Below are 14533 nucleotides of genomic sequence, written 5' to 3' on the forward strand. Positions count from 1 at the left end.
CGGTATTCAGATCGATGGTGTATGGCATAAAGTCTTCCGCCAAGGTTTGGTCTGCGATACTGCTTTCAACCACAGGCGTGTCGTTCACCGCATTCACGGTGACGTTGACCGTCGCTTGGTCAGTCAGCGAACCATCCGTAACGGTGTAAGTGATTTCGGCGTCACCATTGAAGTTCTCGGCTGGTGTGAACACCAACTTACCGTCAACAATCTCAACTGTACCTTGGTCACTCGGCACAGACGCCGAGTCAATGCGTAACGTATCACCATCGATGTCAGTATCGTTTGGCAGGGCATCAATCGTCACTGGCGTGTCTTCGTTAGTAACGGCATTGTCATTGGTCGCCACTGGTGCGTCATTGACTGGTGTGACATCGACGTTCACCGTGGTGGACTCACTGACACCTCCGGACGTAACGATGTACGTGAAGCTGTCTGCCCCGTGGTAGTTGTCGTTTGGCGTGTAAGCCACGCTGCCATCAGGGTTGACCGAGACCGTGCCGTTGGCTGGGCCGTTATTGGTATCAAGCGACACCACTTTGTCGTCGCCTTCAAACGTGTCGTTACCTAAAACCTTGATGATGGTCGGCGTATCTTCCACAACCGTCGCTTTATCTGCCACGATGTCCGCCACAGGGGCTACCGTGAAGTTCACCGTTTGACTAACGCTTTCGCCGCTTGGATCGGTGGCGGTAAAGGTCAACGCTTCTGAGCCGTTCCAGTCTGCGGTTGGAGTGAACGTAGCAATGCCGTTGACGATCGCCACTTGAATGTTGCTATTGCCAGAGACGCTAAACGTTAACTCGCCATCAACGTTATCCACATCGCTGAAGGCGGTATTCAGATTGATCGTATATGGCGTAAAATCTTCCGCCAAGGTTTGGTCTGAGATGTTGCTTTCAACTACAGGCGTGTCGTTCACGGCATTCACGGTGACGGTGACCGTCGCTTGGTCAGTCAGCGCACCATCGGTGACGGTGTAAGTGATCTCAGCGTCGCCATTGAAGTTCTCAGTTGGAGTAAATACAAGCTTGCCGTCAATAATCTCGACTTGACCTTGGTCACTCGGCACAGACGCCGAATCAATGCGTAACGTATCGCCATCGATGTCGGTGTCGGTGTCGTTTGGCAGAACATCAATCGTCACTGCGGTGTCTTCTTGTGTCGTAGCGGTGTCATCTTTTGCCACTGGCGCATCGTTGACTGGCGTCACATCGACGTTCACTGTGGTGGACTCCGATACCCCGCCCGATGTAACGATGTAGGTGAAGCTGTCTGTACCGTGGTAGTTGTCGTTTGGCGTGTAGGTTACGCTGCCGTCAGGGTTGACCGAGACCGTGCCGTTGGCTGGGCCGTTATTGGTATCGAGCGACACCACTTTATCGTCGCCTTCGAACGTGTCGTTACCTAAGAGTTTGATGATAGTTGGTGTGTCTTCCACGACTGTCGCGCGGTCAGATTCAATATCCGCCACAGGGGCAACTGTGAAGTTCACGGTTTGACTAACACTCTCGCCGCTTGGATCGGTGGCGGTAAAGGTCAGTGTTTCTGAGCCGTTCCAGTCCGCAGTTGGAGTGATCGTGGCAATACCATTGACTATCGCTACTTGAATGTTGCTGTTGCCAGATACGCTAAACGTTAACTCGCCATCGGCATTATCCACATCGCTGAAGGCCGCATTCAGATCGATCGTGTATGGCGTGAAATCTTCCGCCAAGGTTTGGTCTGCAATGCTACTCTCAACCACTGGCGTATCGTTCACGGCATTCACCGTAACTTTGACCGTCGCTTCGTCAGTCAGCGCACCATCAGTGACGGTGTAAGTGATCTCAGCGTCGCCATTGAAGTTCTCGGCTGGCGTGAACACCAGTTTACCGTCAATAATCTCGACTTGACCTTGGTCACTCGGCACAGACGCCGATTCGATGCTTAACGCATCGCCATCGATGTCAGTGTCGTTTGGCAACACATCAATCGTTACTGAGGTATCTTCCTCTGTAATTGTTGCGTCATTAAGGGCAATAGGCGCATCGTTAACTGAGTTTACTGTTACCGAGACTTGAGCTTCATCCTCTAGCTCACCATCTGAGATAGTGTAGCTAATAGTTGCATTACCATTGAAGTTTTCAGCCGGAGTGAAAACAAGCTTACCATCGACAATCTCAACGATACCTTGCTCTTCTGATACAGAAGCAGAAGTAATGGATAAATCGTCACCTTCAATATCACTGTCATTAGCGAGCACATCAATGACAACCTGGGAATCTTCGTCAGTTTGAATCGCATCGTTAGTCGCTATTGGCGCGTCATTAACAGGCTTAATATCTAAATTAGCAGTGCCATTAATAACCCCCCCCATCGTCATCAATGATGTCATAGGAGAATGACACTTCAGTATCATCATCAGCTTCTGGGATATAAGTCCAAGATCCATCGTTGTTATCAATTAAAGTACCATTCCCACTCTCAATAGTGACGTTTGTAACGATAAGAGTATCAGCATCGTCAATATCGACATTCGATAGTAATTCTTCGGTAGTTATCGTGATGGGATCGCTATCTTCTTCGATAGCGCTTAATGTCACTGGAGAATTAGTAAGTGGTTTATTTGAGCCATCTCCACTGGTTTCTATATTTGTTGCGAAAAAGTCATTTAAGGTCAACGCTTGTGTTTCAGATAAACCGAGGGATTCCAAGCCAATAGTTTCAAAATTTGTTGAGGCCAGTACTTCAGTGCCATCCCGTGCAATCGTGGCACTATTTTGTAAACTTGAACCACTGTTTTCACCCGCAGCTGGCGCGAGTTCTTCATCAACTATAGAAGGGTCTTGACCTTGCTCAATAGCACCAATAATTCGTGCCACATCATCAGAAATATCTTTTGAGCCTTGCTCTTCAGTTAGTTGAATGTTCAAATTTAGAGGTGCAGCATCTGTCGTTGCCACTACCACTTCACCTGCTAGGGGCTGTTGTCCTTCTGTTAGGACTCTCAGCTCCCCATCTAAACCTATTACGACGACTTGATTACCGAGTGACACTAACGCTGTACGATCCATATAAATCTTAACCCTAAATAACTGTCAAGTTTTTGACTAACAATACTAATTTGCTATATATTGCCTGATTATATAGTGCAATAACAGCAATTTGATGCTCAATTAAGTAATTATGTGTCATACATCAATAGGAATCTATGCGCATATTTGTCTTGTTTTAATAAAAGCCACTCAACTCTTGTTAAACATCAATTTCACTTTAAAATCGGGATCCTTATTCAAAATTTAGACCCACCAAATGAATTGATTTATCAAGAATGAAACAAATGAACAATGAATCAACAGGTTACTTCATCGTGTATTAATGTTATTGTGCGCTAAATTATTGACGCCCTTATAGGTATCCCACTTATAAGCCCTCTCACCTCGAGAAATTTTATTATTATCTAGGAGAATCACAGTGAAGTGGACTCGTGCCAACGCCTTTTGCATTGGTGTGTTCGCAGCTAGTCATGCTTTTGGGCAAACACTAGAGCAAGCGGTTGAAAACACATTAAAAACCAATCCTGACATCAAAAGTGCGTTCAATGAATTCGTTAGCAAGCAGTATGTGAATGAAGCATCTGGCGGTGCTTACCTCCCATCCGTAGATTTAGACGCCGGTATCGGTTATGAAGGCATTAACCCAGCAGAAGCAGGGCGAGATTCAACGGATCTGACAAGAAAAGAAGCCACCGTGACACTAACCCAGTTGATATGGGACGGTTCTGCGACACTTAACGATATGGATCGAACAGCAGCTGACGCAGAATCAGTTCGTTATCAACTGCTCGCTGACGCTCAAGACACGGCACTCGAAGTGGCAAAGGTTTACTTAGATTCAGTAAAAGCTTATGAAATTCTTACACTTTCAGAAAACAACTTGAAGGTTCATAAGAAGATCTACGAAGATATTAAAAAGCGAGTTAACTCAGGACTTGGGTCTACTGCTGACCTAACTCAAGTAGAAGCTCGTTTAGCAAAAGCTCACGGTAACTTGGTGGCGGCTCAGAACAACTTATATGACAGCCACACCACGTTTACACGCCTTGTCGGACAGTCCCCACAAGGATTGATTTTTCCGCGAGCGGACCAGAACTTTATTCCCTACACCATAGATGAAGCAATTGACTTGGCATTTGAATCGCATCCAGTAATCAAAATTTCGATGGCAGATGTAGACTCAGCGAAGTTCCAATATAAGCAATCTAAGGGAACTTACTATCCAACGATATCTGTAGAAGCGGCTCAAACGTGGCGTGATGATGCAAGCGGTATCGAAGGAAGCAGTGATGAAACGACAGCGATGCTGCGTATGCGTTACAACCTCTTTAATGGTGGTAGTGATGTCGCCAATGCTGAAAACTTTGCCTATCAACTAAACAAAGCCAAAGATCTACGAGAACGCGCATACCGCAGCGTTGAAGAAGGGCTTCGTCTATCATGGAGCGCGCTAGATTTAACGCTTCAGCAAAAAGAGTTTCTGGCGGATCACGTAGATTCGGCATCTGAAACTGTTATCGCCTACGAGAAACAGTATCGCATCGGTAAACGAACCCTTCTGGATTTGTTAAATACTGAGAACGAGTTATTTGAAGCGAGAAAAAACTACTTGGATGCTCGATATTCAGAGCAATACGCGAAATACCGTGTAATGAATGCGACCGGCCAATTGTTAAATGCCTTGCGAGTCGATGTGCCTACGGAATGGAATGAAAAGGTGGAGTACTGATCATGAAACCAATGAAAATTCTATTTGTATTAAGTCTTCTCGCCGTTACTCAACAGGTTGTTGCTGAAGACGAGTATGACTATCGACCTGTACCAAGTGCAGAGCAAATCGCTGACCTTCAAGATGAAGATAACGATGGCGTCATTAACGCTCGAGATATGTGCCCTGGAACACCGGAAGGCTCAGAAGTCGACAATGACGGTTGCGGCGAATACATTAAAGCATCAGATAACATGCAAGTGAGAATACTTTTTGCCAATGATTCTGATGAAATCAATCCCGTGTTCAGAAGACAAGTACGTGAACTGTCCGATTTTTTAAAAGAATACCCTACTACGTCTATCGAACTGCACGGCTACGCGAGTAAAGTTGGTGGCTCTCAGCACAACCAAGATCTATCAGAGAGACGAGCACGCAATGTCCGTGAGGCGCTATTGAGCTACAACATCGAACCGAGCAGAGTTCGTATTGTTGGCTTTGGTGATACTCACCTAGCGCAACAAGGTACCGATGAAGTCAGCCACGCTTTAAACCGCCGAGTAACTGCTTCTGTCGTTGGTTATAAAGGCGAGATTAAAAAAGAGTGGACAATATTCACTACCCTCCCTGAAAGGTAAAAATATCTGTATTAATGTTTGTTCAAACTAGCATTAATAAACCTAGAACGACATAAGAAAAGGAGCTTCGGCTCCTTTATTTTTACTCATTGCAATAACCGTATTATGCTTTAGGAATCGGCACTTTAGTGTTACCCTAGCGGCGTCATAACAACGAGAGTTTTGAAATGAGCAAACTTACATCAGATATCCAAGCAAACCTTGACCTTTTTGTTGCAGAAACAAAAGAAAACCAACTGGTTTGGGGTTTACGCAATGAAGAAGGTTGGCTATCTTGCGATTCAACTGAATTCGAAAACAGTGAAGTCATGCCTTTCTGGTCTTCTAAAGAAGATGCAGAAGCGCACAATGTTGAAGAATGGGCTGACTTCACTGTACTAGAAATCCCACTAGATATCTTTGTTGAAGATTGGCTTTTAACTCTTGCAGAAGATGGTGTTCTTGTTGGTACTAACTGGAACGATCAGCTAGAAGGCAAAGAAATGGAGCCTCAAGATCTAGCTAAGCTTTACATTGCATAACGACTTCTAGACCTCAACTTTATGTTGGGGTCTTTCTTTTTATGCTCTTTTTTTGATATGTCGACCAAGTGCATAGTTTTCCTATTCTTTTTCTTCGTACACCCAACTCAATCACAACGCTGATCAATTAATAGCGTTATGATTCTCCAATTCCAAAGCAACAAAAGAACATAAGGCACGTTTAAATATGCGCACGCTCTATCCTTTGCTTGCGTCACTCTTACTCGCCCCGGTATATGCTAGTGACACTCAAGATATTGAGCCAGAACAAAATATCACGCAGTGGCACGCCGTTTATCAAACCACATTGAGAAGTAATCCTGACTCAGCATTAAGCATGCTTCAAGATCGATACCACACCGCGAAATCGCACAGCGAAAAACTCTACGTCAGCGGGCTGATTTATGAATACATGTCGAACATAAAACAGCCGTACTATGGAAGCAGCCAAGTTCTCAACAATAACTTTGCTCAGTTAGAGTCAGAGTACATTCTTGCCTTAAATGAACGTAAGCATGGTAGTTATGACGCCTCAGTAAATAGCTTTTCTTCATTGCGACAAAAAATGAAGCAGACTTCAGATTCTGAAGGCAAAGCTTTGATGAACTATCAGCTCTGTTATACGTTGAATCAACAAGGTCGTTATCACAAAGCAAACTTTTATTGCTCGTCGTTAGAAAGCCATCTAAGTCAACAACACCAAGAAAACTTCCCTATTGATCTCGCGTTACGTGTGGTAGCGAATAACTATAACTATCGTGGTGACTATGAAAAAGCGCTGAGCCTTTATCGAAAGCTGCTGGCCAACATGTCTGCTCAAAGCGATCCTTCTGGCATTTACAATGACGTCGGAAATTTGCTAGCAGAGCTTGGGCAGTTTGAACAATCAGAACAATATCTCATCCAAGCCCTACTCGCTCGTCAAGATGAAGGGACACCACTCAAAGTCGCCCAGGTCGAACATAGCCTTGGGGCAATGTATAAGAAATCCAAAGAATTCGATAAAGCCATCAATCATTATCAAAATGCATTAACAATACTCAACCAGCTCCACTACCCATATGGTCAAGGGTTAAGCTACTTAGGGCTGTCTGCGGTTTTAGCCGAAAGTGGGCAACTGGATACCGCAGTAGATTACATTAGAAAAGCTTTAGACATTGCTGAGACGTATGAAAATACGCACCTCGAAACGGAAGGGCATTTAGCTGCTGGGTTCGCGTATTTGAAAAACCATGCTACTGAAAAATCGATTGCACATGGCAAAGTCGCGTTAACACTAGCGATCAATAACTCTAGACCATTATTACAGGCACAAGCTCAATTACTCCTTTCCGAAGCATACCAAGCCCAAGGTGATTATAAACTGGCATTAGAGCACCACGAAGCCTATTCAACCATTGAATTGGCCAACCGAGACGCTAGCAATATTAAAGCATTAGAGGCATTAGACCTCACAAAGAAAGAGTACGAATATGATCTTCAAGTCGCTCGGTTGAATAATGAAAAAAGCTTAAATCAGAATCAATTTGAGAAGCTTACCGATCAAAAGCGCACTTATAATTTTGTGGTTTCCTGTTTGTTGGTCTTGCTCATTCTGGCATTGATACTTCAGCGACAAACACGACAAAAAGCCAAAATAGATAGTCTAACATGTGCGTTGAATAGAGCGGCAATTATAGAGACCATCAAAGGTCAAACCTCCAAAGCAGACGAAGACTTCCGCTATGTTTTAGCATTAATCGACCTTGATGACTTTAAGACGATAAATGATCAATACGGTCATCCGACTGGCGACTTGGTGTTACAGCAAGTTTGCCAAGTGCTTAAAGCTAAGCTCAATAAGGGAGAGTATATCGGCCGTTTGGGTGGAGAAGAGTTTATCTTACTATTGAAAAACGTCGATGAAATTGACGTTCCTTTCCGCGTACAAAGCCTACACAAAACGATTTCAGAGAAGCGCGTACGCACGGTAAATAATAGTGATCTGAGTGTAACCGCTAGCTTGGCCTATCTATCAACATCAATGCCGCTTACCAACTTTGATGAACTTTATTCGATACTAGACCAAGCTTTATACCAGGCTAAAAAGCAGGGAAAAAACATCATTATAGACGCATACGATGAGCCAATTAGCCTAGGTTCTGACTATGTTAGCCAGTAAAGCAAGGCACGACTAAACGTCAGCAGCCTGCTTGTTCACAAGAGACTGCATTACGGTCTCTTTATTGTTTAGGTAATCATCTAAGCCAGCCTTGCGCAAATCGCACGATGGGCAATCACCGCAACCATCACCAATGACCCCGTTGTAGCAGGTCAACGTATTTTCACGAACCAGTTGCAACGCGTCATATTGATCAGCTAACGCCCACGTTTCTGCTTTATTTAGCCACATTAACGGTGTTTTGATCGTCAGGTTACGGTCCATCCCTTGCACCAAAGCCGTGTTCATTGCTTTCACAAAATCGTCACGACAATCTGGATAACCACTAAAGTCAGTTTCACACACGCCAGTAATTACGGTTTCAGCCCCAATTTGGTAGGCGTAGATTCCTGCGAGCGTTAAAAATAGGATGTTCCGGCCAGGCACAAAAGAGTTTGGTAGGCCGTTTTCTTGCAATTCGTGTGAGACAGGGATGTCATCACGCGTGAGAGAGCTAATCGCAAGTTCGTTTAAAAGGCCAACATCCATCACTTTATGCGCTTTGACGCCAAGATCCTTTGCGATCTTTTGTGCCACTTCTATCTCTAACTTGTGGCGCTGACCATAATCAAAAGTAATGGCATGAACTTCATCAAACTCTTTAAGTGCTTGAACCAGACAAGTCGTGGAATCCTGACCACCACTAAAAACAACAACGGCTTTTTTCATTTCTCTCTCCGCTCTTAAGCAATACTTAGATATTTATGAGTTTGAACAGACAAGCGCCAATTGCGAGCAATGCACGTTTCAATACACAATTGCGTTGCACGAGGCTTTTGGCTAATAGGCTGCAATGCAATGACAGTCTCAACCGCGACATTCGCACTTGCCAATAGCTCATCAAGGTGGTCGATATCTTTTTGCGTACCAACTGGGTGCTTAATCTCATTCGCACGCTCTAACGCGCTATTGAGAACTGGCAGTTTACCCTTCATCGCCACTTTTGGTGACACGGTCACCCATGTATTTTCTGACGTGATGACTTCTGATGTGCCACTCGTTTCAATTTGGCATTGGCAACCCATATCCTCAAACGCTTTTGTTAAAGGGCGGAGGTCATAAATACAAGGCTCCCCACCAGTAATCACGATATGTTTAGCATTAAAGCCTTGCAGTTGATATTGCTCTACGATGTTCTCGGCAGATGCGACGCACCATGTCGGAGAATCTTCCGTCTTCACCAAAATATCACCAATTTGACGTTGGTCATTCTCATCTGCATACCACGTTTGTTTGGTATCGCACCATGAGCAACCAACCGGACACTCTTGAAGGCGAACAAAAACAGCAGGTACTCCAGTGAAAACCCCTTCCCCTTGGATGGTTTCAAACATCTCATTTAGCTTATACAACGTAGAACTCACTCAACTCATAATACTTCGAGGCGAAGACCTTAATGGACACACGTGTCTAGGTCAATTTAAACCAAAAATTAATTGTTAAAATAGACCATTTTGTAGTTTCATAGTCGCGGTGAGCGTAGGTTTCTGGTTCGCGTTATACCAAACCTTATTCACTTACAGTTCCCAAAAACTTTAAGGTAAGAAATGATGTATAAACTGATCGCATTAGATATGGATGGCACACTGCTCAATAGTGATAAAGCAATCTCTGAAGAAAACAAACAAGCGATCGCAAAGGCTCGAGAAGCAGGCGTTACTGTCGTTCTCGCTTCTGGTCGCCCATTAGAAGGAATGCAAGGCAAGCTCGACGAACTGAATATCCATTCCGATAAAGATTTTGTCCTTTTCTACAATGGCTCTATGGTTAAGAACGTAGGAACAAATGAAATCATCCACCAGCAAATCATTGATGGTAAGGCAGCAAAATTAGTCGCTCGCAAAGCGAAAGAATTAGGCGCTTATGTGCACGCATTCAGCCAAGCACATGGCTTGATCACCAATGAGAAAAACCCATACACTGACATCGAAGCCAACATTAATGGCTTAAATGTAACAGAGATTAATTTTGAATCGCTAGAAGATGATCATCCAATCATCAAAGCAATGATGGTTGCCGAGCCAAGTAAGTTAACTGAGGTCATCGCAGCGCTTCCGTCTGAAATGCGTGAAGAGTTTACGGTGGTTCAAAGCGCTCCGTTCTTCCTGGAATTTCTTAACCCAGCGAGCAACAAAGGTATTGGTGTTGCTGCAATTGCTGAGTATCTAGGTATTCAACCGGAAGAAGTGATCTGTATGGGTGATGCTGAAAATGACCACCACATGCTGAAGTACGCTGGCCTTGGTATCGCGATGGGAAATGCGATGGAAGAGACCAAACAAATCGCTGATTGCATTACGGTAAGTAATGATGAACACGGTGTCGCTAAAGCGATTGAAAAATTCGTCCTTAACGCTTAATTCTCTCCGCCGCTATTGCGTCAACGTTATTACCTTTAACTCAGCCATGGCGTCAGATATACGCAAAGCCACATTGTTGAGCTACTCAACGTACAAAAAAGCCTTGCTGTAAAGCAAGGCTTTCTTTTTACTCGTATGCCTGAGAAAGAAAGCATACAACCATCAATCTAGCACTGTTTCTCTCTGTTGTTTTTCATGAATCAGCTTTCTTGCAAGCAAGATAAACAGCAACATCAACAATGGATAATGCAACGTCGACAATACCAATGACCACAAACCACTAAACGAGACAACAGAGCTTGAGTATAAATAAAGTTGCTCAACGAATACCAACGCAAGCGTTACAAAAATCATCTGACGAGAATCCAAATGCACTTTTGACTCTCTAAACGTCATAACCAACGCTGATGCCGTAATTAAAATAGCTAACCAGCGGCCAAACACAGGTAATGGCCAGATAACAGAGATGACCGCCGTTACCGCAGTCATAATGAACCAGACGCCTTTTGAGCTCAGCACTTGATCAACATTCACGTCTTGATTTGTTTCCAATCGCAGAACATGCCAGGCTACCAAGCTTCCTAACAGCGCACCAAACAACATATCTAAGAAAAAGGCGCTACCAAGGAAAAACTTACATAACATAATAGTAAGCGTGATGAGCATCATAACAGCGGTCGTACCATTCAAACCGAAATAATGTGTTCTCTGAAATAAAAAGGTTAAAACACAAAACCAAACGGCAATAGGCAAACTTGGAAAACTAAATCCAAAGCTGTGTGTTAACTCCATCATTGGTATATAGACATGCGGGCGAGGAAGCGCAAAGCCCTGTTGAGCTACAAGTACCATCAGGGACGTCGCGCTAATAGCGAAAAAGAGTCGGAATACAAATCGACTGCCAAAACGCATCATTACTAACGGAAATAGAAAAAGCAGTATCGTAGGTTCTGTCAGTTCTATAACAAGATTTGAGATCTGATTCGCTACCTCGAAACTCGTTTCGGATAAAGCCCCTACCCAACTTTGTAAGTCTTTCATCCACCTCAATTCAATCTGACGAAATGAAGGCGCGGATTCGATCAGCTGAGTCACATAAGATGCGGACTGCTGAGTAGCTTGTTCAAAAAACTGAATGGCTTGTGGCCATTGAGCGGGATAGCGGTACAAAAATGATGGCAGCTCGGATGGTCCAAGTAACATTGCAGATGCGATTTCTACCCCGTAGTGAGGAGCAAACCAAATAGGTAACTCATTCCCACCTAAGGAATTGTTCATCGAAAAAGCAATAATCTCAGAATCTGATATGCAATCGTAATAAACCGCGGTGTCTGTTCTGCCAAGTTCCTCCCCAACCGTGACCACTAAACCCGTTTCTTCCCACGTTTCTCTTTGCGCAGCAACTTTGGGGGATTCTCCATCAATAATTGTCCCACCAGGTAGAGAAATCTTATCCGTCAATATTTCATGAACTAGCACTAACTTGTCGTCAGCACGAACAACGCAGAGTGCCCCTTTAACTTCGCTCGCGGCAGCTTTAGCCGTAGAGATTGGTGAAACAGGTAACAAAATAAAACAAAGGATGAGTAATAACAGCTGTCTCAACACAAAATATGACCTTAAGTAAACATTATGATAACCAATGAATAATGGCAGTTAATCTTATCTTTTTCGATAAAAATTAAGTAACGAGTTATGCCAAACAACGTTGATCGAATAAAGCATGATCTTGAAGCTCATTGGAGAGTAATTTAATGCAAACCTGACAAAAATCAGACAAAACATGAAATGTTGATCGCAATTCTGCCAGTTATATGAAGGTAGCGTCAGGATAAAGTCATACACATTTTATGGGTTCTCAAAGTTGGAACAATAAAAAAGGGCTTATTATTCGAAAACAATAAACCCTGCTTATGATAATTATGCGCTGTTCGTTGAAACCAAGAATGAATTCTACCTCAAGTCACCAACGAATCAGCTTTTGAATGCTTGATGGTTAGTTAGACTTGCAATGTGCGTCGCGAACTTCTTGCCAAACACCCCAAGGTCCAGAGTCTGCTGGGTTATCGCCTTGAGTCCACCACTGCGCCTGCCACACTTTGCCATTCCAAGTAACGTTATCCCCTTTGAGATACACCGTACTCGCTTGCCATTCTGCTGTGCAGTTATCTGTTGGAGGCGTTGTCACTGTTTTGGCTTGAGCCGACACTAGCGCCTGATATTGTGTACTGGTCTTATCAACGTTGAAGTTCAAAGCAACTCTTGCTTCTCCCGCCTGAGCTGCTCCAAATTCGACATCGACACGACAACTTGCATTCATTGCTAACGTCGCCTGAGAACACTGATCATTTGCAATAACGGCAGCATCAGCAACGCCAGAAGCAAACGCGCGAACGTTTTCTACAGTGAACGTCGTGTTACCTGAATTTTTGATAACAAAACTATGTTGCTGCAACTCGCCAACATTAAATGATGCCAATGTCTGTTCGGTGGTATACCCAACAGAAACATTCTCTTTAGGAGGTGTAGTCGTGCCAATGACACCATTAACAAAATTACGCATGGCGGCGATATCGCTATAAACACCATACATACCCGGACGAGCACAACCTATCCCCCAACTGACCACACCAAGTTGAGTAATTACGCCACCACGATTAATAACGATTGGGCCACCGCTATCTCCCTGACAGGAATCTATCCCACCTTGAGGAATTCCCGCACAGAATGACACTTCTCCAACGGTTGTGTAATTGCCACCGGCTTGACGACAAGTCGTGTCCGACACGAGCGGAACGTCAACCTCTTGCAATCGAGATGGGGAGCTTCCTCCTTCAGAGGTTCTCCCTAAACCTGCGACTGTAAGCCAATCTCCGATACTGGCGTATTGCGTTAGACTGCCATCGGCAATTTCAACCGCGGCAACACCTTGAGGTACAGAGTCTAACTTTAAGACTGCGAGATCGTGAGAAAGCGTTGCTCGGCGATATGCCGGGTGCATGTGGATTTCACTCACGTTAGCTCGAACACCGTCAGTGCCATTGTAAACGACGCCACCAATTTTAACCGCAATCTGATTCGGTGAATCACCCTCGACACAGTGGGCCGCAGTCAGGACGTAGCCATTTCCAATATAACTGGCACCACAATATGATCGGTTACCATAACGGCCCACAATTTGGGTGTAGAATCTCCACTCACTAGGATCAGCAGTGATGCCGCCTACGATCTGGGGTTGTATAGTGTGATTTTGTGTCTGTGACAAATCATCAGCACTTGCGAACATTGGCAAAACAGCCAACGCAAGTAACGATTTTGTTAGTTTCAAAATATTGTCCTCTTGTTTTTGTAAGCACGATCCTCGTGCTACTAATAAACAAGCAGACAAAAACGCCAATACCAATGTGGGCGCATATTAATTTACTAACATTGCGAGCAACTTATAGAGAAAAGTCTATTGACGAACTGAATGATTTCAATTCGCTAGAATGTGTATCACAATATTAAAATTAAGCATGGCCATTAGCTCAACGGCTTTCTTAGATAGTGAATATGGTGTGCAAACCCTTGTTTTTCATACAAAGAGACTGCACCTTGGTTAAAGTGCCATACTTCAACAAACATCTGTTTTGCACCGTAATCAGAGAACGTTGACTCAATTTTGTTAATCAATGCCTGAGCTGTGCCTTGTTTCCGAAACTCAGGTAACACATAGAGCTCATCCACACTTCCCATCATAACCGGCTGACTGACGGTAGAAACAAGTTCACAGAAATGACCAGAGATAAAACCAATAATTTCATCTCCTTGTTTTGCTACATAAACAAGACATTCAGGATCATCAATGTATCGAGCAATACTTTTTTCTTGCTCTATCTCCTCTGCAGTTTTGAACAGCTCAGGAGATTGAAGATGATGCTCATCATGCAGCTCAAACATAAGGTCGTTGAGCGACTCAAGGTCGCTAAAACACGCAGATTTAATTACAAACGTGGTCATACAAAGGGTCACTAAAAATTGAATGGCTGTAGTTTGTGAGGAAAATGCCGTATTGGCAAGTCACAAAAT

At 44.0% G+C, this 14533-nt stretch carries 12 protein-coding genes; 5 read left to right on the plus strand and 7 right to left on the minus strand.

Going from position 1 to position 14533, the window contains the following annotated elements; translation table 11 throughout:
- Positions 1 to 2377 (minus strand): tandem-95 repeat protein (locus F7Y48_RS00005; protein WP_316679279.1); only part of this gene is annotated, 2377 nt, incomplete at its 3' end.
- Positions 2343 to 3056, minus strand: a complete 714-nt coding sequence (locus F7Y48_RS00010; protein ID WP_316679281.1) for a cadherin-like domain-containing protein — start codon at positions 3054 to 3056, stop codon at positions 2343 to 2345. The genes F7Y48_RS00005 and F7Y48_RS00010, both read right to left, overlap by 35 nt.
- A 400-nt stretch (positions 3057 to 3456) precedes the next feature.
- On the opposite strand from F7Y48_RS00010, the gene F7Y48_RS00015 reads away from it, so the two are divergent.
- The 4 genes from F7Y48_RS00015 (at position 3457) to F7Y48_RS00030 (ending at position 8066) form a co-directional block, all read left to right on the plus strand.
- The gene (locus tag F7Y48_RS00015; RefSeq protein WP_005395046.1) at positions 3457 to 4767 is read left to right on the plus strand and encodes a TolC family outer membrane protein; all 1311 of its coding nucleotides are present in this window, start codon (positions 3457 to 3459) and stop codon (positions 4765 to 4767) included.
- 2 nt (positions 4768 to 4769) lie between these two features.
- Positions 4770 to 5384 carry an OmpA family protein gene (locus F7Y48_RS00020; RefSeq protein ID WP_065646447.1) on the plus strand — a complete coding sequence of 205 codons (615 nt, stop codon included), beginning with the start codon at positions 4770 to 4772 and terminating at the stop codon, positions 5382 to 5384.
- A 167-nt stretch (positions 5385 to 5551) separates the two neighbouring features.
- The gene (locus F7Y48_RS00025) at positions 5552 to 5905 is read left to right on the plus strand and encodes a DUF2750 domain-containing protein (protein ID WP_005395049.1); all 354 of its coding nucleotides are present in this window, start codon (positions 5552 to 5554) and stop codon (positions 5903 to 5905) included.
- A gap of 187 nt (positions 5906 to 6092) precedes the next feature.
- Complete coding sequence (locus tag F7Y48_RS00030) at positions 6093 to 8066, plus strand: tetratricopeptide repeat-containing diguanylate cyclase (RefSeq protein WP_316679296.1); 1974 nt, start codon at positions 6093 to 6095, stop codon at positions 8064 to 8066.
- A gap of 12 nt (positions 8067 to 8078) precedes the next feature.
- Here F7Y48_RS00030 and queC read toward each other — a convergent pair whose 3' ends face one another.
- Complete coding sequence (gene queC / locus F7Y48_RS00035) at positions 8079 to 8774, minus strand: 7-cyano-7-deazaguanine synthase QueC (RefSeq protein WP_104969424.1); 696 nt, start codon at positions 8772 to 8774, stop codon at positions 8079 to 8081.
- A 14-nt stretch (positions 8775 to 8788) separates the two neighbouring features.
- Positions 8789 to 9439 carry a 7-carboxy-7-deazaguanine synthase QueE gene (queE, locus tag F7Y48_RS00040; protein ID WP_181869439.1) on the minus strand — a complete coding sequence of 217 codons (651 nt, stop codon included), beginning with the start codon at positions 9437 to 9439 and terminating at the stop codon, positions 8789 to 8791.
- 216 nt (positions 9440 to 9655) lie between these two features.
- Between queE and F7Y48_RS00045 the strand changes: the two genes are divergently transcribed.
- Positions 9656 to 10465 (plus strand): Cof-type HAD-IIB family hydrolase, encoded by an 810-nt coding sequence (locus F7Y48_RS00045; RefSeq protein WP_316679301.1) that lies wholly within the window; start codon positions 9656 to 9658, stop codon positions 10463 to 10465.
- Between the two features lie 162 nt (positions 10466 to 10627).
- On the opposite strand, the gene F7Y48_RS00050 is transcribed toward F7Y48_RS00045, so the two are convergent.
- From F7Y48_RS00050 to F7Y48_RS00060, 3 genes are all read right to left on the minus strand, one after another.
- On the minus strand, positions 10628 to 12073 hold the full coding sequence (locus F7Y48_RS00050; RefSeq protein WP_006741551.1) for a bifunctional NUDIX hydrolase/phosphatase PAP2 family protein: 1446 nt from the start codon (positions 12071 to 12073) through the stop codon (positions 10628 to 10630).
- A gap of 388 nt (positions 12074 to 12461) precedes the next feature.
- Positions 12462 to 13793 carry a trypsin-like serine protease gene (locus F7Y48_RS00055; RefSeq protein ID WP_301658844.1) on the minus strand — a complete coding sequence of 444 codons (1332 nt, stop codon included), beginning with the start codon at positions 13791 to 13793 and terminating at the stop codon, positions 12462 to 12464.
- Between the two features lie 194 nt (positions 13794 to 13987).
- Positions 13988 to 14464: a GNAT family N-acetyltransferase gene (locus tag F7Y48_RS00060; protein ID WP_012841786.1), complete on the minus strand. Its 477-nt coding sequence runs from the start codon at positions 14462 to 14464 to the stop codon at positions 13988 to 13990.
- Positions 14465 to 14533 lie beyond the last annotated feature (69 nt).

This window comes from Vibrio sp. 2-1-2a, assembly GCF_032648565.1.
In the GTDB taxonomy this organism is placed as follows: domain Bacteria; phylum Pseudomonadota; class Gammaproteobacteria; order Enterobacterales; family Vibrionaceae; genus Vibrio; species Vibrio diabolicus.